The sequence below is a fragment of the Mycobacterium bourgelatii genome (assembly GCF_010723575.1).
Taxonomy (GTDB): domain Bacteria; phylum Actinomycetota; class Actinomycetes; order Mycobacteriales; family Mycobacteriaceae; genus Mycobacterium; species Mycobacterium bourgelatii.
The window spans coordinates 1932132-1953924 of sequence record NZ_BLKZ01000001.1; the positions used below are offsets into that span (position 1 = coordinate 1932132).

Sequence of the window (21793 nt, forward strand, 5' to 3'; positions counted from 1 at the left end):
CAGGCCAGGCCGCGCGGTAACGGGTAAATTTGGGTAAATGACTGACACCGGTGGGGACATGGTGTCGTTGCGGGTTTCGGATGCCGACCGCAACGGCACCATGCGGCGTCTGCACAACGCCGTTGCGCTCGGGCTGATCGATATCAACGAGTTCGAGCAACGTTCGTCGCGCGTGTCCTACGCGCGCACTCAAAGCGAACTGGACGGACTGGTCGGCGACCTGCCCGGGCCGGGCGCGATCGTCACCTCCGCGGCCGACCGCGTCGAACTGCGCGGCTGGGCCGGTTCGCTGAAACGCCACGGCGCCTGGATGGTGCCCACGCGGCTGGCGCTGGTACGCCGGTTCGGCTCGATCGACCTCGACCTCACCAAAGCCCGCTTCGCGGGGCCGGTCGTGGTGATCGAACTGGACATGAAATTCGGCTCGCTGGACCTGCGACTGCCAGAGGGTGCGAGTGCCTCGATCGACAACGTGGAGGTCTACGTGGGCAGCGCGGTCGACCGGCGCAAGGACCCACCGCCGGAGGGCACGCCGCACGTCGTGATCACCGGGCAGGTGGTGTTCGGCTCGGTGGTGATTCGCGGGCCGCGGCGGCCACTCCTGCGCCGCCCCGGCCAGCGCGATTAAGCTGACCGGCATGCCTGCTCGAACCGCGCTTGCCCCTGGCGAGCTCTCACCGACACGGGCGGTGCCCAAGTGGATCGCGCGCCCCGAATACGCCTGGAAGCCGACGGCCAAAGAGGGCACCGAGCCGTGGGTGCAGGAACCGGAGGTCATCGAGAAGATGCGCCTCGCGGGCCGGATCGCGGCGGGCGCTTTGGCCGAGGCGGGCAAGGCCGTCGCGCCCGGTGTGACCACCGACGAGCTCGACCGGATTGCGCACGAGTACATGATCGACAACGGCGCGTACCCGTCGACCTTGGGCTACAAGGGATTTCCTAAGTCGTGCTGCACCTCACTCAACGAGGTGATCTGCCACGGCATCCCCGACTCGACGGTGATCGAGGACGGCGACATCGTCAACATCGACGTCACCGCCTACATCGAAGGGGTGCACGGCGACACCAACGCCACCTTCCTGGCCGGCGACGTCTCCGAGGAGCACCGCCTACTGGTGGAACGAACCCGTGAGGCGACGATGCGCGCGATCAAGGCCGTCAAGCCGGGGAGGGCGCTGTCCATCATTGGGCGCGTCATCGAGTCCTACGCAAATCGCTTCGGCTACAACGTGGTCCGCGACTTCACCGGCCACGGCATCGGCACCACATTCCACAACGGCCTGGTGGTACTGCACTACGACCAGCCCGCCGTCGGGACCATCATGCAACCGGGCATGACGTTCACCATCGAGCCGATGATCAACCTGGGCAGCCTGGACTACGAGATCTGGGACGACGGGTGGACGGTGGTGACGCGCGATCGTAAGTGGACCGCGCAGTTCGAGCACACGTTGCTGGTCACCGATACCGGCGTCGAGATCCTCACCACGCTCTAGCCGCCGCGCTGTCCGCCCGACCGCCCAATCACCAGCGGTGCGGGCGGCTCCGGAGGCGACGGTGGGACAGCTGTCCAAGGGGCTCACGGCGCTGGCGGGGACGGTGCGCAGGGCGGCGTCGGCGGAAGCGTCTTCGGCGCGCCGGGCGCCAAGGGTTCGAAGGGCGCGACCAGCTAGCCGGTGCTTAAATTCTGAACAGAATTACTGAAGCGAACTGCGCATCCGAAGCGATTTGCCGGTAACTTTGCGAAGGTGCCTCCGATGATGACCACGCTCGAAGGGGTTCCGGTCCCAGTGGCAGTCACCGGTCCGGAGAAGGGTGTCGCGATCGTCCTGCTCGGCGCCGAGCAGCGTCCGCTCGCCGCGTACGACGCGGTCTGCGACCGCCTGCACAACGCCGGGCTGCGGACCGTCGTCATTGGCTTCGAACCGCGGCTGACCCCCAAGTCGGTACTCGGAATCCTTGACACCCTTGGTATCTCATGGGCCGTTTTGGTCGGCGACCGCGGCGGGGCCGAACTCGCTTGGCAACTCGCGGCCAAGAAGTTGGGCCGGTTCATCGGCTTGGTGGTGATCGACCGCGGACATCCGGCAGTGGCCGATGCCGCAGGTGTGGTTGCCGACGATCAATGCCCGCCGGTGGAAATCGGAACCACCATCCTGGTCAGCTCGGCGGCCACGCGGAAGGTGGCCAACAACAGCCAGCGGGTGGTCTACGCCGATCACCGGGTCGTCGACCTCTCGGCCCAGCGCAACGCGCACGACTCCACCGCGCAGTTGGCCACCGAGATCGTGTTGCGCACCAGCGGCTGGTAAGCATCCGGCAGACTTGCCGCCATGGCTTCGGAGAAACGTTCCGCGCAGGGCGCTGCCTTGTCTTGGGACGAACTGGAACGGTTGGTCGACTCCGGCGACATCGACACCGTCATCGTGGCTTTCACCGACATGCAGGGCCGGCTGGCCGGCAAGCGGGTGTCGGCCCGGCTGTTCGTCGAGGAGCTGGCCGCCCAAGGTGTGGACTGCTGCGGCTATCTGCTTGCGGTCGACGTCGACCTGAATACGGTGTCCGGATACGCGATGTCGAGTTGGGAAACCGGCTACGGCGACATGGTGATGACGCCGGATCGCAGCACGTTGCGGCGCATTCCGTGGCTACCGGCCACCGCGCTGGTGATCGCCGACCTGGCCTGGCCTGACGGCGGCGCGGTGAGCGTCGCGCCGCGCAGCATCCTGCGTCGCCAACTCGACCGGCTTGGTGAGCGCGGGCTGATTGCCGACGCCGCCACCGAGTTGGAGTTCATGGCGTTCGATGTGCCGTATCGCCAGGCCTGGGCCAGCGGTTACCGGGACCTGACGCCGGCCAGTGACTACAACATCGACTACGCGATCTTGGCGTCGACGCGCATGGAGCCGCTGTTGCGTGACATTCGACTGGGGATGGAGGGGGCGGGTCTGCGCTTCGAGGCCGTCAAGGGCGAATGCAACTACGGTCAACAGGAGATCGGGTTTCGCTACGACGAGGCCATGGTCACCTGCGACAACCACGCGATCTACAAAAACGGCGCCAAGGAAATCGCCGACCAGCACGGCAAAAGCCTTACGTTCATGGCGAAATACGACGAGCGCGAAGGCAACAGTTGCCACATCCACTTGTCGTTGCGGGACGGCGACGGCGCCGCGGTGTTCGCCGACGACGACGGGCCGCACGGCATGTCACCAATCTTCCGCAGCTTCGTCGCCGGCGTGTTGGCAAGCCTGCGCGAGCTGACCCTGTTCTTCGCCCCGAACATCAACTCCTACAAGCGATTTGCCGATGCCAGTTTCGCGCCCACCGCCGTCGCCTGGGGATTGGACAACCGCACCTGCGCGCTGCGGGTCGTCGGCCACGAACGCAACATTCGCGTGGAATGCCGCGTCCCCGGCGGAGACGTCAACCAGTACCTCGCCGTGGCGGCGCTGATCGCCGGAGGGCTGTACGGTGTCGAACGGGACCTAGAACTTCCCGAGCCCTGGGGCGGTAACGCCTATGAAGCTCCCGACGTCGAGCGGCTGCCCACCACATTGGCCGAAGCCGCGGCGCTGTTCGAGGCGTCGTCGCTGGCCCGGGAGGCATTTGGCGACGACGTGGTCGCGCACTACCTGAACAACGCCCGCGTCGAGCTGGCGGCATTCAACGCGGCGGTCACGGACTGGGAAAGGAAGCGCGGGTTTGAACGCCTCTAAAGTGACCCGGCCGGTGATCGGTCTGACGACCTATCGCGAGCAGGTGCAGATCGGCGTCTGGAACATTCCGGCGGCCTATCTGCCGGCCGACTACTTCGAGGGGGTGGCCCTGGCCGGTGGCATCCCGACGCTGCTACCGCCGCAACCGGTGGACGTCGAGAGCGCCAACCGGTTACTGGACCGGCTGGACGGGTTGGTGATCACCGGCGGCTACGACCTGGACCCCGCCGCCTACGGCCAGCATCCGCATCCGACCACCGATCAGCCGCGTCTGGATCGCGACGCGTGGGAGTTCGCGCTGCTGCGGGCCGCACTGGACCGCGGCGTGCCGGTGCTGGGCATCTGTCGCGGCGCGCAAGTGCTCAACGTGGCGTTCGGCGGGACGCTGCACCAGCACCTGCCCGAGGTGATCGGGCACTCGGGCCACCGGGCGGGCAACGGGGTGTTCACCAAACTGCCGGTGCGTACGGTGGCCGGCACCCGGGTGGCTGCGCTACTCGGCGATACCGCCGACGTGCCCTGCTACCACCACCAGGCGATCGACCGGGTCGGTGACGGCCTGGTGGTCAGCGCCTGGGACGTCGACGGGGTGGTCGAGGCGGTCGAACTGCCCGGCGAGAAGTTCGCCCTCGCGGTGCAGTGGCATCCGGAAAAATCCCTGGACGACTTGCGACTCTTCGCGGCACTGGTGGACGCCGCTCAGTCGTACGCGGGCCGATGAGCTCGACGCGGGTGATCAACCCCGCCACCGAGGAAGTGTTGCGCTCGGTCGAGCACAGCGATCCCGCCGCCGTCGACGACGCGGTGCAACGCGCCCGTTCGGCGCAACGCCGCTGGGCACGCCTGGGACCCGCCGAACGCGCCGCGGGCCTGCGTGCCTTCGCCGCCGTCGTGGATGCCCACCTCGGCGAATTGGCGGCGCTGGAGGTGGCCAATTCGGGCCACCCGATCGGCTCGGCCGAGTGGGAGGCGGGCAACGTCCGCGACGTCCTGCAGTTCTATGCCGGCAGCCCGGAACGATTGTCCGGCGAGCAGATTCCGGTTGCGGGCGGGCTCGACGTCACGTTCCACGAACCAATGGGCGTGGTCGGGGTGATCACCCCGTGGAACTTCCCGATGGTGATCGCGATGTGGGGGATCGCACCCGCCCTGGCCGCCGGCAACGCCGTGCTGGTCAAGCCGGCCGAGTGGACGCCGCTGACCACCATCCGGCTTGGGGAGTTGGCGGTGGAGGCGGGCCTGGACCCGGACCTGCTGCAGGTGCTGCCGGGGCGGGGGTCGGTGGTCGGCCAACGGTTGGTCACCCACCCCGACATCCGCAAGGTGGTGTTCACCGGCTCAACGGAAGTCGGCAAGCAGGTGATGACGGGTGCGGCCGAGCACGTCAAGCGCGTGACGCTGGAGCTGGGCGGCAAGAGTGCCAACATCGTCTTCGCCGACTGCGACCTGGAACGCGCGGCGGCCACCGCGCCGGCCGGGGTATTCGACAACGCTGGCCAGGACTGCTGCGCCCGTAGCCGAATCCTGGTGCAGCGCAGCGTGTATGACCGGTTCATGGAGCTGCTTGAGCCGGCCGTGCGCGGGCTGGTCGTAGGGGACCCTGCTGCGCGCGACACCGAAATGGGCCCACTGATATCGGCCGAGCACCGCGCCAAGGTGGCCGGCTATGTGCCCGACGACGCCCCCGTCGCCTTTCGTGGCACCGCCCCGACCGGTCGTGGATTCTGGTTCCCGCCAACGGTTCTCACCCCGAGCCGTTCGGATCGCTGCGTCACCGAGGAGATCTTCGGTCCGGTGGTCACGGTGCTGACGTTCGAAGACGAGGCCGACGCCATCGCGTTGGCGAACGACACCGCCTACGGACTTTCCGGATCGATTTGGACCGACGACTTGTCCCGCGCGCTGCGGGTATCGCGGGCCGTCGAATCCGGGAACCTGTCGGTGAATTCGCATTCGTCGGTCCGGTTCAACACGCCGTTCGGCGGCTTCAAACAGTCCGGTCTTGGCCGCGAGCTCGGGCCCGATGCGCCGCTGCAGTTCACCGAGACCAAGAACGTGTTCATCGCGGTCACCGAGGAGGAATCGTGATCGACTTGACCCAGCGACTGGCGGGCCGGGTGGCCGTCATCACAGGTGGAGGCAGTGGCATCGGCCTGGCCGCAGCCCGCCGGATGCGGGCCGAAGGCGCGACGATCGTGATCGGCGACATCGACGACGAAGCCGGGGGTGTGGTCGCCGAAGAACTCTGCGGCCTGTTTGTGCAGGTGGATGTTTCCGACGAGGACGCGGTCAACCACCTGTTCGATACCGCCGCCGAAGCCTGCGGCACGGTCGACATCGCCTTCAACAACGCCGGCATCTCACCGCCTGACGACGACCTGATCGAAAACACCGAACTGCCTGCCTGGCAACGGGTTCAAGACATCAACCTGAAATCGGTGTACTTGTGCTGCCGGGCGGCGTTGCGGCACATGGTGCCTAAGGGCAAGGGCTCGATCATCAACACGGCATCCTTCGTCGCGGTGATGGGTTCGGCGACTTCGCAGATCTCTTACACCGCTTCCAAGGGTGGGGTGCTGGCCATGTCACGCGAGTTGGGCGTGCAATTCGCCCGGCAGGGGGTCCGGGTGAACGCGTTGTGCCCCGGGCCGGTCAATACCCCGCTGCTGCAGGAGCTTTTTGCCGCCGACCCAGAACGGGCGGCCCGACGGCTGGTGCATGTGCCGCTGGGCCGGTTCGCCGAGCCGGACGAAATCGCCGCGGCGGTGGCGTTTTTGGCCAGCGATGATGCCTCCTTCATCACCGCCTCGACGTTCCTGGTCGACGGCGGCATCAGCTCGGCTTACGTCACGCCGCTGTAATTCCGCGCCGAGTGTGAACGGGACGGCGCGACACGCCGTTGATCCGTCCCAGAATTCACGGTCGCCGGTGCGAGTTCTTGGCGGCTGCCGCCGGCCTCGCGACGCCCAATTTTGTCGGTGCTCATTCCTAAAATGGGTAGCAACAAAGGAGGTTTCGTGGGATCGAGGGTATCGGCCAGGTGTCTAGACTGCGATCATCGGTTCACCGTGACGCACGGCGGAGGTTTCTTCTTTCACCAATTGCGCTGCGTTCGATGCGGCCGGGCGAAAGACGTCGGCTTCGATGAGCTCGGTGATCTGCACACGCGCTATTTGAAGGGCAGTGACCGGCCCTACACGGTCGCCTTCGCCGGCGAGCACCAGTACGTGCGAGAGCATCTCGACATCGAACCCATCTCGGCTGAGGAGTACTTCGCCGCTGTGGAAGCCGCGGTCAAGTGTGACTGCGGCGGGGCTTTGAGTTTCGACGCGCCGCCTCGGTGTCCAAATTGTGGCTCGCTCCAGATAGAGGAGGGCGACAGCATCGCCTGTTACGACTGATGTGCCCAGTACTGATTCCGCGCCGAACGTGACCGGGACGACGCGACACATCGCGGACCCGTCGCAGGATGTACCGCCGCTGCGGCGGGCATCTTCATTACGCCGGATTAGCCCCGAAAAGCGATGAGCGGGATCGCCATTTCGGCTTCGGTCGCCGCGCCGTGAAAACCGACGAGGTTCGCGGATTCCGGCGGCTCGTGACCGGTCGCCAGCACCGCCGTGTCATCGGTGCAGACGACGACGACATCGCCAATCCGCGGCAGGTGCAGTGGGTTCACCGGGCCGAACAATCCTGCGGCGACGGCCTCGTCGCGCGTGTGGACATCCGCCCTGCCGCTAAGGACTTCGCGCCAGGCGGCCAGCACATCGGGCGCGGCGCCGGGCTCGGTGTGCAGGTAGCGCACTCGTGGTTCGCCGGCGACGACCCGTATTCCTGCCGTCAGTCTCGGGTCGGTGTCAAGGTCGATCCGAGCCGTCGGGGGGACGTTGAGCCCCCCGTGATCGGCGATCACCAGCAACGCCGTCGTGGGAGGTAGCGCCTCGACCAACCGCGTCAATAACAGGTCGACGGTGGCCGCGGCGGCGTGCCACTCTTCCGACCCGATACCGAAGACATGCGCCGCGGTGTCCAAGTCGGCGATGTAGCCGTAGACCAGCCCGGGTCCGGCGCTCAGTTCATCGATCAGTTGCTGGGCGTAGTCGTCGCCCGCGTGGGTCGGGCGAAACGCAGCGCCTCGATAGGCCGCGGAGGTCAATCCGCTACCGATGAACCACTCCGGCAGTACGGCGCGCACGCTGACCCCGGCTTGCGCGAGTCGTTCGAACCAGGTGGGAACCGGTTGCCATTGACGGTGCGGTGGGTCGTCTCGCCACCGGATGTGGCTGAGCACCCGTTTGGTGCCGGGGATGTTCAAGGTGAAGCCCAGGATGCCGTGCTCGCCGGGCTGCGCGCCGGTGCCGAACGACACCAGGCTGGTCGGTGTGGTCGACGGGAAGGTACAGGCCAGTTGGCTCAACCATCCCGTGCCGCCGGCCAGTACGGAGGCGAGCAGCGGGGCATCATCCACCAACTCCGGCAGCAGGTGCCAGCCCAACCCGTCGGCGAGCAATACGGCCACGCGATCGACCTGCCCGACCCCGTTGACCCAGTCCGACAATCCCAACCGGTCAACCCCGCCCGGGAACCCCAACAACGTGGCGGCCGCGGGTAGCACATCGCAGATTGAAGCGGGCACGACCGCCAGTCTGCACGACCTTAGACGCGGGCCAGTCGCTGGCTGGTCACTTGCAGTTGTCGGTCCGTCGTCGCGGCCAGGGAACGAACCTGTTGCGGAAGCAGCCGGCCACACAGCCGCCCCCAGTGCAGGGCGACCTCATCCCCGACCGCCACGTCGGGTACCGCGCTATATCCATCCGTCCACACGTCCAGCACCCGCGGCGCCGGGTCAGCCAGGGCGAGGGTGCGATCCGCCCACGCTAGCCCGCGGCACAGCACTGTGACGTCATCGCCGTCACGGGAAACGACTGTGCCCCAACTGATCCGACAATTGTCCAGCACGGTCAACGGATGCTCGTCGGCGCCGGGACCTGTTGAAATGCCTAAGAAACGCGTCCACGGATACACGCCGAACACGTGAAAACAATGGTTCGGGGCCGCCTCGCACGCCAGCTCGGCAGTGAGATGAGACCAGTATCGGCCCGCCTGGGGGCCGATGATGGAAAGCAGCTTGGCAAAGAATTCTTGCGAGTCGATGTCGGCGCCCACCCCGCCGCCGAGCCAGTACGACTCGACCAACCGGTAATCCAGCGGATCGGCGATTGCGGTGAGCGTGGAGAGGACCCGCAGGTAGGGCCAGGCCCCGGAGAATTTGGACGCCGCCTGGCGGACATCGTCGACCGAACCGTCGCGCAAAGTGGCTCCCAACGGGGGACCGCAAAAGCCAAGAGCGTTCGGCGCATAGGCGTAGCGCGCGAACATCTCGGGGCCGGCCTCGACGCGCGCGGCGTCGGCTCTGGTCAACGCCTCACACCCGTTCGGGTTGTCCTACGAGTTTGGCCGCGTCCCGGTGCATGCGGCCGAAGTTGTAGTACGCGGCGCACGCGCCCTCGGGCGAAACCATGCACGTCCCGATCGGCGTCTCCGGGGTGCACGCGGTGCCGAAAACCTTGCATTCCCAGGGTTTGAGCACACCCTTGAGCACCTCGCCGCACTGGCAGGCCTTCGGGTCAGCCACCCGCACCCCGGGCATCGCGAACCGAAGTTCGGCGTCGAAGTCCGCGAAATCGTCGTGCAGGCGCAGCGCACTCTGCGAAATGAAGCCCAGCCCGCGCCATTCGAAATGCGGACGGAGCGCAAACACCTTGCCCATCAGCGTCAGCGCGGCCGGGTTGCCGTGTTCGGGGACGACCCGTTTGTACTGGTTTTCTACCTCGCAACGGCCTTCGCGGATCTGGCGCAACAGCATCGCCACCGAGGCCAGAATGTCCAGCGGCTCGAAACCCGAAACCACCAACGGCTTTCGGTATACCTCCGGCACGAACCGGTACGGCCGATTGCCCACCACCGTCGACACGTGCCCGGGCCCAATGAAACCCGACAGCCGCAGGTCGGGGGATTCCAGGATGGCCTTGATCGGCGGCACGATCGTGACGTGGTTGCAGAAGACACTGAAGTTCGAGAGCCCCAGGTCACGAGCCCGCACCAGCGTCACCGCCGTCGAGGGCGCGGTGGTTTCAAAACCGATGGCGAAGAACACCACCTGCTTGTCCGGGTTGTCGAGCGCGACCTTGAGGGCGTCCAACGGTGAATACACGAAACGCACGTCGGCGCCGCGCGCCTTCGCGTCCAGCAGGCTGCCGTGCGAGCCGGGCACCCGCATCATGTCGCCGAAACAGGTGAAAACAACATCGGGTTGGCCGGCCAGCCACATCGCGTCGTCGATGCGCCCCATGGGTATCACGCACACCGGGCAGCCCGGGCCATGCACCAATTCGACGTTCTCCGGCAGCAGGTGTTCGATGCCGTGCCGATAAATGGTGTGGGTGTGTCCGCCGCACACTTCCATGAACTTGAAGTGATCACTGCCTGCGGCCGAGTTAGCCAACTGCTCGATGGCGATCAGCAGTTTGCGCGCGGCCGCCGGATCACGGAATTCGTCGACGAATTTCATTGCGCTCCTAGATGATGGATGAAGTGTCGAAGGCTTCGAGTTCGGTGGTGTAAGCCTCACCGAGCTTCTGGACGGCGGCCAGGGTGAGCAGAGCCTCCGTCTCGTCGATCTTGGCCATCGCGAATCCGACGTGGACCAGGACCCAGTCGTCCGGTCTGGGCATGTCGTTTTCCAGCAGTCGGACGCTGATGGTGCGCTGGACGCCGCTTACATCCACCTTGGCCAAATAATTTGCCGGATCGGTGATCTCGACGATCCGACCCGGAATCCCCAGACACATGACAAACTCCTCCTTGTCAGCAGCGCTCAACAGATTCGGGGCAGCGGGTCGCCGACGAGCATGTCGACGATCCGAGTGCCGCCGAATCCGGTACGCAGCACTACGCTTTCCGCAGGTTCGGTGACGATCTCTCCCACTTCGGCCGCATCAACGCCCAGCGGATGTGACCGCAGCGCGGCCAGCCCAGCGTGCGCCTCCTCTGGTGCGACGACGGCGACGAACTTGCCTTCGTTGGCGACGTACAGCGGATCGATGCCGAGCAACTCGCACGCGCCGTTGACCGTCGGACGCACGGGTAGTCGATCCTCGTGCAACAGCACCCCGAGACCGCAGGCCTGCGCCAGTTCGTTGCAGACCGTGCCGACGCCACCTCGCGTCGCGTCGCGCAACCACCGGGTCGACGGCGCCGCCGCCAGGAGCAGTTCCACCAGCGGGCTCACCGACGCGGTGTCGGAGCTGATGTCGGCTTCGATCGCCAGATCGCCCCGGGCGAGCATCACGGCCATGCCGTGATCGCCCATCGATCCCGACAGCAGCACCTTGTCGCCGCTGCGCACCGACTGCGCCGAAAGTTGCCGTCCCGCTGGAATCACCCCGGTTCCGGTGGTGGTGATGAACATGCCGTCGGCCGCCCCTCTGGGCACCACTTTGGTGTCGCCGGTGACGATCTGCACGCCGGACTTGGCGGCCGCGGCGGCCATATCGGCCACGATCTCCTTCAATTCCGCGATCGGGAAACCCTCCTCGAGCACGAACGCCGCCGAAATCCAGGTCGGCACTGCGCCAGCCATCGCCACGTCGTTGCACGTTCCGTGCACGGCGAGTTCGCCGATCGACCCGCCGGGAAACCGTATGGGCTGCACCACGAAAGAGTCGGTGGACATGACGATCCGCTCGCCACTGGGCAGGGTGAGGACGGCGCCGTCACCGAGCGATTCCAACAGCGGATTACCGAAGGCCTCCAGGAAGACCGCGTCGATCAGTGCCGCGGAAGCCTTTCCGCCCGCGCCGTGCGCCAGGGTCACCTGGTCGTCCAGCAACCGTGGACGACGCCTGCGGAACGACTCGATACGCTCGATGACCTGGCTCTCGGCGAACCGCGGCCGCGACGAAAGGTATTGGCCAGTTGGGTTGTTCATGCGGCCCCCAGGTCATGGTCGTTGATGTGTTCCTGGGTTGCCAGCCACAGCCGATAACCCACCAACGCCTGCGCCTCTTGAATCCGGTGCACGCTTTGGGAGCGAACGATGAAGCAGGCATCCACATTTGGGCTTTCTGCGAAGGCACCGCCGTCGTAACCGGCGAATCCGACGGTGTACAGGCCGCGTTGGCGCGCCTCGGCCAGCGCCGCGAGCAGGTTCGCAGAGTTGCCGCTGGTCGACATGGCGACCGCGATGTCACCGGCCCGGGCACGAGCGATCAGCTGGCGGGCGAACACCAGCTCGAATCCGACGTCATTGCCCAGCGCGGTGATGATCGCCTGGTCGGCGGTCAATGACCAGGCGGGCAGGGGGCGGCCGATCGGCGGGCGGGCGAACAACCGCGCCAGCGTGGTGGAATCGGTGCAGCTGCCGCCGTTTCCGAAGGTGAACATCCGGCCGCCCGCCAAGAACCGGCGGGCCAACTCGGTAGCGGCCCGGTTCAGCAGATCCGTGTTGGCCTCCAGCGTGATGCGCCGCAGCGCTGCACTTTCGGCGGCTTTCGCTTGAGCGGATGCGGCCAGGTCGGCGAGCAGCGACGTGGGATCGTCTTCCTTGGCATCGATGAACGGATACAGAAAGTTGGTGGGTTCGTTCTCGGGTGTCATCACGCGTCCTCCACATCCACGCGGCTTATCGCCGTGCCCGCGTGCACCAGCACCAGATCACCAGGGGCGACCGGGTCGACCAGCGTCGTCGCCACGTCCGTGACGCCTTGTGCGGTGCGCACTTTGGCCAGCCCCTCCGTCGAGGCCGTCACCACCTCCCCGAGGCGGCCTTCGTCGCTGCACGTAACACATGTCTCGCCGGCGCATTCGGAGCCGTTCTGCCGCAGCAATCCCGGATGCTCGAAACACACATGGGTCAACTCCCACAACACGTGGTAGAAGAGCACGAAGCCGCCCGTGGCGGGAACCCGTGGGTCGGGGTCGTCGAGCCACAGCACGTGGTCGGCCACACCGGCCGGCGGTCGTTGGCCGCTGCCAATCCAGATGGTCGTCGCGCCCCATGCGGGGCTTCGGTGCATCACCGACCGCACGTCGGGTTGTCCCGCATCCGAGACCGCCACCACGATGTCACCGGGCCGGACCGAAACTCGCACCAGATCAACCAATTCGGGTCCGGTCAGCGCCACCGCCGGTAGCGCGCGCTTACCCATGATCACCGGGTGTACGAACTCGACGGCGATGTGCATGGCATGCGGTTCCCACGACGGCGCGATGGACCACATGGTCGCCCCGGCAGCGAACCGCCGGGCCAGCATGAGCGCCGCGCCCGCGAGATCAGCGGCGAGTTCTGGACTGAGACCGCGATCGACCGCGGTGATTGTGTTCATGAGTCAGCCTCTTCCAATGCGATAAGCACCGAGATCGCGGCCTGACCCAGCGCCAGCCCGCCGTCGTTGGGCGGCACGATCTGGTGAGTCAATACTTCAAAGCCATTTCGGCGCAACAGATTGCGGCAGGTGCGCAATAGCACTACGTTTTGAAACACTCCGCCGGTGAGACCGACCAGCCGCACGCCATTGGCCACCTGGTCGACCACCCGGCCCACCGCGACCGCCACTGCCTCGTGGAAAGCCGCCGCCAACAGTGCCGTAGACGTCCCCGCGCGCAGCGCCGACACCAGCGCCTGCACCATGGGACGAGGATCGATCACACCGTCGGCACCCACCGCAAGCGGCAGCGACGGTCGGGGAGCCTCGCCGGCCGAATCGGCCAGCGCCTCGAGTTCGATGGCCGCCTGGCCTTCGTAGTCAATACGGTGCCGCACGCCCAGCAGCGAGGAGACCGCGTCGAACAACCTGCCCATGCTCGAGCACGGCACACACCCGACGCCGCATTCCAATTGGGAACGAATGAGCCGTAATTCGTCCGGACTGGCCGCGCCGACGGGGGGCAGCTCCGCCGTCCATTCGATGCCGGCGGCAAAAAGTTGCGAGAGCGCCATCCGCCACGGGTTGCGCACCGCGGCGTCGCCGCCGGGTAGCGGCACCGGCAGCAGATGCCCGACGCGGGCGAATCGGTGGCTGTCGTGCCCGAGCGCGAGAATCTCACCGCCCCAGATCGTCTCGTCGCTGCCGTACCCGGTGCCGTCGAAGGAGACCCCGATGACGGGTTCGCCAAGGCGTCCGTGCTCGGCCAACAGCGAGACCACGTGCGCGTGGTGGTGCTGGGCGAGATCCAACGGCCGGTCGTCCGCGTGGCGCTCGGCCCAGCCGCGGGTGTGGTACCCGGGATGCAGGTCGGCGGCCAATCGCGCCGGCGTGCCGCGTATCTCGCTGAGCTGATCCACCGCGCGCTCGAACGCGCACAGCGTCTTCCAGGTACCCATGTCTCCGATGTGCCCGGACAGGTAGGCGCGGGGGCCGTCGGTGAGGCAGAAGGTGTTCTTCAGTTCGCCGCCAACGGCCAACACCGCCGGGCCCGTGCGTCCGATGCGGCCGAGCTCTACGGGTAACGGCGCAAAGCCGCGAGACCGGCGGATCGGCAACTCCCGGCTGTCTTCGCCATCACTCACGACGCGGACCACCGAGTCGTCACACGGCACGTGGATGGGACGGTCGTGGTCCAGGACGGCGTCGCACAGCGTTGGCAGGCGTTGCGCGGCATCGTCTTCGGTGAAGCAGATGGGCTCGTTCGAAAGGTTGGCACTGGTCATCACCAGGGCATCCGGCACCGGTGCGTTAGCGCCAGGCACCGGTGCCAACAGCAGGTGATGGATGGGGGAGTAGGGCAGCATCAGGCCGACCAATGGGTTACCGGGCGCCACGGACTCGGCCAAGGGTGCCGTAGCGTGGCGCCGTAGCAACACGATCGGCCTCGCCGGACTCGACAACACCGCCACCTCGGCGTCATCGATGTCCGCGTAGCGGCGTGCGACGTCGAGGTCACGTACCAGAACGGCGAAGGGCTTGGCCCCCCTGGCCTTGCGTGACCGCAGCTTGCCCACTGCCGCCTCGTCGTCGACGAGGCAGGCCAGGTGGTAACCGCCGATCCCCTTGACGGCGACCACCGCACCGGACGCCAGGGCCTGCTGAGCCGCCGCAAGTGCCGCATCGGATCCGTTGGTCCGCACCCCGCCGGAGCGAAACCATAGTGTGGGTCCGCAATTCGGGCAGGCTATGGGTTGCGCGTGGAACCGGCGATTCGAGGGGTCGTGGTATTCGGCGGCGCATCGGTCGCACATGTCGAATGCCGACATGGTGGTGCCCGGACGGTCGTAGGGCAGGGTTTGGATGATGGTGAACCGCGGGCCGCAATTGGTGCACGTGACGAACGGGTGCCGGTAGCGGCGATCACGCGGATCGAACAACTCCGCCACACACTCGGTGCACACCGCCACGTCGGGCGGAATCGGGGTCGTCCCACCGGTGGCTCGCTGGCTGGCCACGATACGGAACAGACGGCCACCGCGGTTGGCGTCGAGCGCGACCTCCGTCACGGCAACGGCGCCGATCCGTGCCAGCGGCGGGGCTTCGGCACGTAGCCGTCGAGCAAACTCGTCCACCCGGGCGCGGTCGCCCTGCACCTCCACGAACACTGCGCCGGAATCGTTTCCGACGAATCCGGACAGGCCGAGCTCGCTGGCGACGCGGTGGACGAACGGGCGGAACCCGACCCCCTGCACGACGCCGGTCACGGTGAGTCGCCGCCGAACCTCGTCGGATTTCACCACCACCGGCGCTGCTGTCATCTCACCCGCCGCCTTCGTCACCACTGGGGCCGCGGCCCATCAACTCCAGACCCGCCATTGCCTGCTCGGCACCCATGCGGTCGGTTTTCTCCACGACGAAACCCATGTGGATGATCACCCAGTCGCCGGGGTGAAACGTTTCGTCCGGCAGCATGCCGACGTTGACCTTGCGCTGTTCACCGGTGACGTCGACCAGCGCGAGTTGTCCTTCGTAACCGTCCAGCATCCTGATCACCTGACCGGGGATACCGAGGCACATGATCAGCGCCTCCCGTGAGCGGAGGCGGATGCCGGCGCGGGGATTTGAAGCGCCGCAACGATCTCCTCGACCGCCCGCACAGCCCGCGGCACCGCCTCGGCGACCGGTTCGCTGAGGCCGATGCCTTCTTCGATGTTGCCCACCTCGCAGCCCACGACCACGGTGTAGGGCGGAGTGCCGCCCAATGCTCGCAGGCTGCCGAACACCACTGCGGGGTCCATGCTGTGTGCGTCCAGACCCGTCGTGCTGGACCATGCTGCGTCGTCGGCGTCAAAGTCGGCCTGGAAGATGTGCAGGGCGCCGGGCTGGCCACGGCTGGGCACCGCGTCGACCAGCACCAGGGCGTCCCAATCATCCAAGAGGTCGTAGGCCAGGTGCATGCCGCGGATGCCGTAGTCGGTGATACGCACACCGCCATCCGGCGGGATGTCCACTCGCTGAACCACTTCCGAGCCGAACCCGTCGTCCCCCAAAAATATGTTGCCTATCCCGGCTACCAGAATGCGTCCTGCCATGGTGTCGCAGCAGCAACTACATGCGCCGGAGCTTGAGGTAGCGGCGGGCGTCCGGGAGTGACATCAGTCCCAGCACCAACGCCACCCCGACCACGACCGCGAGGATCGCCACGAATACCCAACCCAAGACTTCCATTTCGGACTCCTTACTCGATTCTTGATTGCGTTGTTTCCAGTGGTTCGACCTCGTCCGGGGAGAAGTACAGGTAGCGGCCGTACCAGTCGTGCAGATCGGCCGCCGGGTCGTCGTCGACGACCACCGCGACATGCTTGTTGCCCTCGACGTCCTCGTGCACCGATGTGACGCGGGCGGTCTTGCCGGCGACAAAAATGTCTTGCGCGTCGGCGTTTCGGCTGGGTCGCAAACGCACGTGGCTGCCGCGGGCGATGCGAACGCCGTTCACGAGTACGGCGTCGATTTCGGGACGGACCGCGTTGTCGGCCAATGGATCCCACCAGTCGACACCTTCCGGGATCTCTGGGACCAAGCCAGGCGAAAGCGCGTGTGGATCACGCAGCACACCGTGCAGGCGGGCCATCGCATCGGGTGACATGGCGTCGCACTCGTCGATGATCCGAGCGGCCCGCGGGTCGGTGGCCCGCGCCTGCGCCTTCTCCTCCTCGGTCATCGTCATCACACGCAACGTCAGGATCTCGTCGATCTCCGTGCAGTCGTACAGCGCGGTGCTGCTCTGTTCGGCGACTTCGGGGTGGTCGTAGAGGATGATCGGCGAAACCAGCAGCATGTCGTCGGTGCCGGGTGGGCCGGCCAGCACGGGAAAACAACGGTGCTGGCGGCAACGGGAAACCGCGTCGACCGCGTGCGGTGGCGGATCCAGCAATGAGACGAATCGGCCGCCGACGACTTCGGCGATGACGTGGCAGCCGATCATGGACCGAGCAATCGCGTCGTCCTGGTCGGTCGCGGCGGCGCCGACGTTGCGGACCTGCACCGAAATGCGGCGCAGCCGATCCTGAGACTCTTCGTGGGACTCACTGAATACGCTGAGTTCACCCCGTATTTCGCGACGCTCGCGCACCAGGCGGCCGCCCCCGACCGCTTCCATCTCGGTGCCGTCTGCGACGAAGACCGGCAGGGCGGCGGGTGGGCCGTCGATGACCAGGGGGCCGAACGACATTTCGCATTCCACCGCTTCATCCCAGGTCAGCCAGGAACCGGACGGGGTGGTCAGTTCGCCGACGGGTTTGAAATCGCCTCCGGGCAACTCGCGTTCGGCGCGGCGGTGTTGCAACTGCAGGAACCGAACCACGATAGTGATCGCCTGGCTGCCGTCGACCAAAAATTGCGCCGCCAGCGTGTCGTCCTCACCGAGGCCGGCCTTGGCCGCCCCGGGGGGGCCTAAAACACCAAACTGCCAACGGGATTGGTTCTTGCTCGACGTTCCGCGGTAGGGGTACAGCAGGTAACCCTCGTACAACACCGCGTCGGCGACGGCTCTGGCCCGGTCCCGGCTCGAGGTCATCAGAACACCTCCCGCTCTGACGCCTCGGCCAGCAGCGCGGTGACCGCATGGTCGAGGTCGAGCAGCCCCCGGGCTGACTTGTAATCCGTTAAGGCGGTGACCGTCTCGTGGGTCAGGCGCACCCATCCGGAATTCGGATAATGCAGGGCCATCAGTTCGTGCCACACCGACACCGGCATGTCGTAGTGATCCTCGCAGTCCCAGGACACCTGCTGGACTGAGAAGCCGCGCTCGGATTTGACGAAAATGGTTCCGCTGAAGAGGAATTGAAGTGGCAACGTGCCGCCGCGGAGCGCATGGAGGTACTTGGCGGCCGCGACTTCGAAGTCGTAGGTGCAGTCCAGCGGCAGCGCCACCGTCGTGTTGCTGGTGAAGCCCGGAATCACCGCCGTGCAGTGTTGCCACAGGAATGTCCGCTGCGTGCTCGCCCAGCGGTCGCGAGAGCCGAACAAGTCGCTGAGCCCTGTGGCCTCCTCGTCGGAATAGGACCGTCGCAGCGGTTCGATGCGGACCTGACAGCGAAGGGCGAGCGCGTGCACCGACGCCGCAACGCCCGAGCCGTCGGCGGCGATGCTGACGTGTGCCGTGAGCACCGGGCTGACGGCGTAGGGTTCGGGCACCACGTCCAGCACGGTGAACTTCAGGTCAATCGGCTGGTCGGTCATCGCGGTGTCCCCGCGACCGTGTCGACGGCCCGCTCCGCGACCCGCGCGAAGAAACTGTCGATGAACTCGCGCGCCTGCTGGCCGCCGTCGAACCCCCGCCACAGCATGCGCAACCGTCCGACGAACTCGTAACAAGCGTCGATCGGTACGAGATAGCTTTGCGGTTGCGCGGTTTCGTCGTCTTCGGGAACCCGGACCAGCAGGGCTTCCACGTCGTCGGCCAACATTGTCACCCGTGCGTCGGCTTCGGTGATGGCGTTCCAGGCGTCCAGGTCCAGCTCGGATTCGCAGGCCCCGGCCGGACCGGGGTAGAAGCCCACCGTGCGTCCCAGTGCGGAGTTGACGAAGAAGAACGCCACGCCGACCGGGATCTGCAGCGCCTCCCAGGCCCGCCGGTCCAGCGCGAAGTGGGGGAAGGCCAGGTACCGGTCCGGCACCGCCCGGTACCGCAGTTCGGCGGTGGAGTCGGTGAACAGCAGATAACAGGCGCGGCAGACGCACATCAGCTGCCGGCCGGCGACATTCACCACGTGCTGATGCTCGTCGGTGATCACCTCGGCGCACATCTCACAACGCTCACCGGCGGGCTCGGGGGGCCGCCTGGTCATTCGGGCCAGGACGTCGTACGGACTCGAGAGACCGGTCATGCCGGTGCTCCCAGCGCTTCGTCTCGCAGCGCCACCGACAGCACGCCGTCGCGGGGGAGCAGGGGCAGCGGATCGAGGTGAACCCCGCCCGGGCCGGCGCCCGCGTGCTCGACGTCGAATTCGGTGTGACAGCGCGGGCAGCGCAGCAGCCCGTCCCGAAACGGGGCCCCGGCCAGCGAGTCGTCGCAGAGGGGGCAGTGGTCGCGGTAGGCGAACGTGCTGGCCCCGACCCGACACACCAACAACTCGGTCCCGGCGACCAAGAACCCGGCGACTTCACCCGGCCGCAGGCCCTGCAACTCGGGTACCGGGTGCCACGCCGTGCCACCGTTGCCGTTCGAATGCAGATGCGCCATCAGCGATTCCGTCGGAATGACGCCGCTGGGTTGCGTCGTTGACACCACCTCGATGGAGGAGACCTCCGGTGCCGCGGCGCGCACCGCGTCCTCGACGGCCAGTTCCAGCGTTACCGCCGACGACGGGCAGCTCTTGCAGCTGCCGGCAAATGCCAGGCGCACAACGGAACCGCCGCAGCCATCGTCGCCGACGCCGATCAGATCGACGTCGCCCCCGTGGGATCCGAGATACGGCCGGACCCGCTCGAGGGCGTCCGAAACCCGCCGGTGCACGTCGTGCGGATGCAGGCCGTGGACAAGGAGCAGGCTGGCCACCAGGTCGTCGGTGGCCAGCCGTTCGGCTATTTCCGGGTCGTCACACAGGTCCAGGATGCGTTGCAGCCCGGCCCCGTAGAGCCCCATCACCTCCCTTACCAGTTGCTGAGCGCGTTCGTGCGCTGCCGCCCCTCCCGCGGCGCAGGCATCCATGAGGGTTTGGATCCGATCGCCCGCTGCACGCCACTGTGCGTCGCTATGTGAGTTGTCCGGACGGGTTTCTGGGCGATCCGGCATCTGTCACTCCCCGACGGGCGACTGCGTCGGAGTGTGAAGTCTCTCCAGCGTCTTGCCCTTACCCAGGTACATGTGCACGCCGCAGGGCAGGCACGGATCGAAGCTGCGGACGGTGCGCATGACGTCGATGCCCTTGAAGTGCTCCCGGTCGTTCTCCTCGAAGATGGGCTGCCCCTGCACCGCGTCCTCGTAGGGTCCCGGGGTCCCGTAGCTGTCGCGCGGGTTCGCGTTCCAGGGTGTGGGCGGGTAGGGGTGGTAGTTGGCGATCTTGCCGTCCCTGATCACCAGGTGGTGGCTCAGAACACCGCGGACCGCCTCGGTGAAGCCGCATCCGATGGCTTCGTCCGGTACCTCGAACTTCTCCCAGGTTTTGGTGCGCCCGGCGCGGATTTCTCCCAACGCCTTCTCGGCGAAGTGCAACGCGCACGCCGCGGCGTAGGCCTGGAAATAGGTGCGGGCCCGGTCGCGTTCGATCGTGTTGCTGCCGTGTTGGGGGATCTTCCACTCGAATTCGACGGGACCTTTCAGCGCCGTCTTGGGCAGGTTGATCTGGACGCTGTTGCCGGTCGCCTTGACATAGCCGATGTCGACCAGACCGGCCAGCGCGGTCGCCCACAGGCGGGCCAGCGGGCCGCCGCCGGTGTCCAGCGCCAAGTGGTCCTTGCCGTCGAACCAGCGCGGCGACATCACCCAGCTGTAGTTGCCGCCATCCATGTCGCGCTTCTGCGGATGCGGGTTTGTGTGCTGGTTCCAGGGGTGGCGTCGGTCCACGGGGTTGCCCAACGGATCCTGCTTGACGAACATCTCCTGGTCGGTCCAGTCGTCGTAATACGAACTGCCCAAAAGGATTCGGATGCCAAGGTTGATGTCGACCAGTGAGTGGGTGACCAACTTGCCGTCCACCACCACACCCGGGGTGACGAACATGGCGTTGCCCCAGCGCTCCATGTCCTTGTATTCGAAGTTGCACACCTCCGGATCCTGGAACGACCCCCAGCAGCCGAGCAGGGTGCGCCGCAGGCCCACCTTCTCGTAACCCGGCAGGGCGTCATAGAAGAAGTCGAACAGGTCGTCGTGCATGGGGACGACCTTTTTCATGAACTCGACGTAGCGCATCAGCCGGCTCATGTAGTCGGTCATCAGCTGGATCGTCGCGACGGTGCCGACCCCGCCCGGGTAGAGCGTGGACGGGTGCACGTGGCGCCCCTCCATGAGGCAGAACATCTCCCGGGTCCAGCGGCTGACCTGTAGCGCCTCCCGGTAGAACTCACCGCTGAACGGGTTCAGTGAGCGCATGATGTCCGCGATGGTCCGGTAGCCGTGCGCGTCGGCGTGCGGTGCGGCGGTGTTCTCCGCCTTGGCCAGCACGCCGGGGTTGGTCTCGGCGACCATCTTTTCGCAGAAGTCAACGCCCACCAGGTTTTCCTGGAAGATGTTGTGGTCGAACATGTATTCCGCTGCTTCGCCGAGGTTGACAATCCACTCGCCGAGGTGCGGCGGCCTGACGCCGTAGGCCATGTTCTGCGCGTAGCAGGAACAGGTGGCGTGGTTGTCACCGCAGATGCCGCAGATGCGGCTGGTGATGAAGTGGGCGTCGCGCGGATCTTTGCCTTTCATGAAGATCGAATAGCCCCGGAAGATCGACGAAGTGCTGTGGCACTCAACGACTTCCCGGTTCTCGAAATCGATCTTGGTGTAGATGCCCAGGCTGCCGACGATCCTGGTGATGGGGTCCCACGCCATCTCGACGAGCTGGCCCGGCTCCCGCTTGGATGTGGTCGGATCGGGAACTATGGTTGTCATCGCAAATACTGCTCTCCGCCGTAGGGCTGTAAAGGAATACGAGTCAG

Annotated in this window: 23 protein-coding genes and 1 pseudogene; 8 read left to right on the plus strand and 16 right to left on the minus strand. The window is 66.4% G+C overall.

The annotated features are described in order from the left end of the window. Positions 1-37: 37 nt before the first annotated feature. From G6N68_RS08595 to G6N68_RS32460, 8 genes are all read left to right on the plus strand, one after another. Positions 38-628 carry a DUF1707 SHOCT-like domain-containing protein gene (locus G6N68_RS08595; RefSeq protein ID WP_163710412.1) on the plus strand — a complete coding sequence of 197 codons (591 nt, stop codon included), beginning with the start codon at positions 38-40 and terminating at the stop codon, positions 626-628. Between the two features lie 10 nt (positions 629-638). Further along, the gene (gene map, locus G6N68_RS08600) at positions 639-1496 is read left to right on the plus strand and encodes a type I methionyl aminopeptidase (RefSeq protein ID WP_163710414.1); all 858 of its coding nucleotides are present in this window, start codon (positions 639-641) and stop codon (positions 1494-1496) included. 261 nt (positions 1497-1757) lie between these two features. Next, a complete protein-coding gene (locus G6N68_RS08605; protein WP_163710418.1) occupies positions 1758-2312 on the plus strand; it encodes an alpha/beta hydrolase in 555 nt (184 codons plus the stop codon). A gap of 21 nt (positions 2313-2333) precedes the next feature. Then, positions 2334-3719 (plus strand): glutamine synthetase family protein, encoded by a 1386-nt coding sequence (locus G6N68_RS08610; RefSeq protein ID WP_163710421.1) that lies wholly within the window; start codon positions 2334-2336, stop codon positions 3717-3719. Beyond that, positions 3706-4440 (plus strand): gamma-glutamyl-gamma-aminobutyrate hydrolase family protein, encoded by a 735-nt coding sequence (locus G6N68_RS08615; RefSeq protein WP_163710423.1) that lies wholly within the window; start codon positions 3706-3708, stop codon positions 4438-4440. Before G6N68_RS08610 ends, G6N68_RS08615 begins: the two co-directional genes overlap by 14 nt. Then, positions 4437-5807: an aldehyde dehydrogenase family protein gene (locus tag G6N68_RS08620; RefSeq protein ID WP_163710426.1), complete on the plus strand. Its 1371-nt coding sequence runs from the start codon at positions 4437-4439 to the stop codon at positions 5805-5807. Before G6N68_RS08615 ends, G6N68_RS08620 begins: the two co-directional genes overlap by 4 nt. Continuing rightward, entirely contained in the window at positions 5804-6580 is a 777-nt protein-coding gene (locus G6N68_RS08625; RefSeq protein ID WP_163710428.1) for a 3-oxoacyl-ACP reductase, read from the plus strand. Before G6N68_RS08620 ends, G6N68_RS08625 begins: the two co-directional genes overlap by 4 nt. Before the next feature lie 132 nt (positions 6581-6712). Continuing rightward, positions 6713-7120 (plus strand): hypothetical protein, encoded by a 408-nt coding sequence (locus G6N68_RS32460; protein ID WP_503826937.1) that lies wholly within the window; start codon positions 6713-6715, stop codon positions 7118-7120. A 107-nt stretch (positions 7121-7227) separates the two neighbouring features. Here the strand turns inward: G6N68_RS32460 and G6N68_RS08635 are convergent, their stop codons facing one another. From G6N68_RS08635 to G6N68_RS08705, 16 genes and pseudogenes are all read right to left on the minus strand, one after another. Further along, positions 7228-8355, minus strand: coding sequence for an alkaline phosphatase family protein (locus G6N68_RS08635; protein ID WP_163710435.1), 1128 nt, complete (start codon positions 8353-8355; stop codon positions 7228-7230). Between the two features lie 20 nt (positions 8356-8375). Then, entirely contained in the window at positions 8376-9098 is a 723-nt protein-coding gene (locus G6N68_RS08640) for a DUF6390 family protein (protein WP_163718359.1), read from the minus strand. Between the two features lie 46 nt (positions 9099-9144). Continuing rightward, positions 9145-10290 carry a hydrogenase formation protein HypD gene (hypD, locus tag G6N68_RS08645; RefSeq protein WP_163710437.1) on the minus strand — a complete coding sequence of 382 codons (1146 nt, stop codon included), beginning with the start codon at positions 10288-10290 and terminating at the stop codon, positions 9145-9147. Between the two features lie 7 nt (positions 10291-10297). Then, positions 10298-10570, minus strand: a complete 273-nt coding sequence (locus G6N68_RS08650) for a HypC/HybG/HupF family hydrogenase formation chaperone (RefSeq protein ID WP_163710440.1) — start codon at positions 10568-10570, stop codon at positions 10298-10300. Between the two features lie 26 nt (positions 10571-10596). Then, positions 10597-11709, minus strand: coding sequence for a hydrogenase expression/formation protein HypE (hypE, locus tag G6N68_RS08655; RefSeq protein ID WP_163710443.1), 1113 nt, complete (start codon positions 11707-11709; stop codon positions 10597-10599). Further along, positions 11706-12377 carry a D-sedoheptulose-7-phosphate isomerase gene (locus G6N68_RS08660; RefSeq protein ID WP_163710445.1) on the minus strand — a complete coding sequence of 224 codons (672 nt, stop codon included), beginning with the start codon at positions 12375-12377 and terminating at the stop codon, positions 11706-11708. The genes hypE and G6N68_RS08660 overlap by 4 nt, the downstream gene beginning before the upstream one ends. Further along, positions 12377-13105, minus strand: coding sequence for a HypC/HybG/HupF family hydrogenase formation chaperone (locus G6N68_RS08665; RefSeq protein ID WP_163710448.1), 729 nt, complete (start codon positions 13103-13105; stop codon positions 12377-12379). Before G6N68_RS08665 ends, G6N68_RS08660 begins: the two co-directional genes overlap by 1 nt. After that, positions 13102-15465, minus strand: a complete 2364-nt coding sequence (hypF, locus tag G6N68_RS08670; protein ID WP_163710451.1) for a carbamoyltransferase HypF — start codon at positions 15463-15465, stop codon at positions 13102-13104. The genes G6N68_RS08665 and hypF overlap by 4 nt, the downstream gene beginning before the upstream one ends. 1 nt (position 15466) lies before the next feature. Then, complete coding sequence (locus G6N68_RS08675) at positions 15467-15724, minus strand: HypC/HybG/HupF family hydrogenase formation chaperone (protein ID WP_163710454.1); 258 nt, start codon at positions 15722-15724, stop codon at positions 15467-15469. A gap of 2 nt (positions 15725-15726) precedes the next feature. Continuing rightward, entirely contained in the window at positions 15727-16239 is a 513-nt protein-coding gene (locus tag G6N68_RS08680; protein WP_163710457.1) for a hydrogenase maturation protease, read from the minus strand. 16 nt (positions 16240-16255) lie between these two features. Continuing rightward, a complete protein-coding gene (locus tag G6N68_RS32065; protein ID WP_371871549.1) occupies positions 16256-16375 on the minus strand; it encodes a DUF6893 family small protein in 120 nt (39 codons plus the stop codon). Further along, positions 16366-17723, minus strand: a pseudogene (locus G6N68_RS08685) (hypothetical protein); the annotation flags it as partial. The pseudogene G6N68_RS08685 and the gene G6N68_RS32065, both read right to left, overlap by 10 nt. Further along, positions 17723-18388: a DUF6084 family protein gene (locus G6N68_RS08690; RefSeq protein WP_163710465.1), complete on the minus strand. Its 666-nt coding sequence runs from the start codon at positions 18386-18388 to the stop codon at positions 17723-17725. The gene G6N68_RS08690 and the pseudogene G6N68_RS08685, both read right to left, overlap by 1 nt. Continuing rightward, complete coding sequence (locus tag G6N68_RS08695) at positions 18385-19035, minus strand: DUF5947 family protein (RefSeq protein ID WP_163710468.1); 651 nt, start codon at positions 19033-19035, stop codon at positions 18385-18387. The genes G6N68_RS08690 and G6N68_RS08695 overlap by 4 nt, the downstream gene beginning before the upstream one ends. Then, the gene (locus G6N68_RS08700) at positions 19032-19943 is read right to left on the minus strand and encodes a NifU-related iron-sulfur-binding protein (RefSeq protein WP_163710471.1); all 912 of its coding nucleotides are present in this window, start codon (positions 19941-19943) and stop codon (positions 19032-19034) included. Before G6N68_RS08700 ends, G6N68_RS08695 begins: the two co-directional genes overlap by 4 nt. 3 nt (positions 19944-19946) lie before the next feature. Next, entirely contained in the window at positions 19947-21746 is a 1800-nt protein-coding gene (locus tag G6N68_RS08705; RefSeq protein WP_163710474.1) for a nickel-dependent hydrogenase large subunit, read from the minus strand. Positions 21747-21793: the final 47 nt, after the last annotated feature.

Coding starts and splice junctions, on each gene's coding strand:
- G6N68_RS08595 (WP_163710412.1), top strand. CDS start 38: ATGACTGACACCGGTGGGGACATGGTGTCGTTGCGGGTTTCGGATGCC.
- map (WP_163710414.1), top strand. CDS start 639: ATGCCTGCTCGAACCGCGCTTGCCCCTGGCGAGCTCTCACCGACACGG.
- G6N68_RS08605 (WP_163710418.1), top strand. CDS start 1,758: ATGATGACCACGCTCGAAGGGGTTCCGGTCCCAGTGGCAGTCACCGGT.
- G6N68_RS08610 (WP_163710421.1), top strand. CDS start 2,334: ATGGCTTCGGAGAAACGTTCCGCGCAGGGCGCTGCCTTGTCTTGGGAC.
- G6N68_RS08620 (WP_163710426.1), top strand. CDS start 4,437: ATGAGCTCGACGCGGGTGATCAACCCCGCCACCGAGGAAGTGTTGCGC.
- G6N68_RS32460 (WP_503826937.1), top strand. CDS start 6,713: ATGGGTAGCAACAAAGGAGGTTTCGTGGGATCGAGGGTATCGGCCAGG.
- G6N68_RS08640 (WP_163718359.1), bottom strand. CDS start 9,098: ATGTTCGCGCGCTACGCCTATGCGCCGAACGCTCTTGGCTTTTGCGGT.
- hypD (WP_163710437.1), bottom strand. CDS start 10,290: ATGAAATTCGTCGACGAATTCCGTGATCCGGCGGCCGCGCGCAAACTG.
- G6N68_RS08650 (WP_163710440.1), bottom strand. CDS start 10,570: ATGTGTCTGGGGATTCCGGGTCGGATCGTCGAGATCACCGATCCGGCA.
- hypE (WP_163710443.1), bottom strand. CDS start 11,709: ATGAACAACCCAACTGGCCAATACCTTTCGTCGCGGCCGCGGTTCGCC.
- G6N68_RS08660 (WP_163710445.1), bottom strand. CDS start 12,377: ATGACACCCGAGAACGAACCCACCAACTTTCTGTATCCGTTCATCGAT.
- G6N68_RS08665 (WP_163710448.1), bottom strand. CDS start 13,105: ATGAACACAATCACCGCGGTCGATCGCGGTCTCAGTCCAGAACTCGCC.
- hypF (WP_163710451.1), bottom strand. CDS start 15,465: ATGACAGCAGCGCCGGTGGTGGTGAAATCCGACGAGGTTCGGCGGCGA.
- G6N68_RS08675 (WP_163710454.1), bottom strand. CDS start 15,724: ATGTGCCTCGGTATCCCCGGTCAGGTGATCAGGATGCTGGACGGTTAC.
- G6N68_RS08680 (WP_163710457.1), bottom strand. CDS start 16,239: ATGGCAGGACGCATTCTGGTAGCCGGGATAGGCAACATATTTTTGGGG.
- G6N68_RS32065 (WP_371871549.1), bottom strand. CDS start 16,375: ATGGAAGTCTTGGGTTGGGTATTCGTGGCGATCCTCGCGGTCGTGGTC.
- G6N68_RS08690 (WP_163710465.1), bottom strand. CDS start 18,388: ATGACCGACCAGCCGATTGACCTGAAGTTCACCGTGCTGGACGTGGTG.
- G6N68_RS08695 (WP_163710468.1), bottom strand. CDS start 19,035: ATGACCGGTCTCTCGAGTCCGTACGACGTCCTGGCCCGAATGACCAGG.
- G6N68_RS08700 (WP_163710471.1), bottom strand. CDS start 19,943: ATGCCGGATCGCCCAGAAACCCGTCCGGACAACTCACATAGCGACGCA.
- G6N68_RS08705 (WP_163710474.1), bottom strand. CDS start 21,746: ATGACAACCATAGTTCCCGATCCGACCACATCCAAGCGGGAGCCGGGC.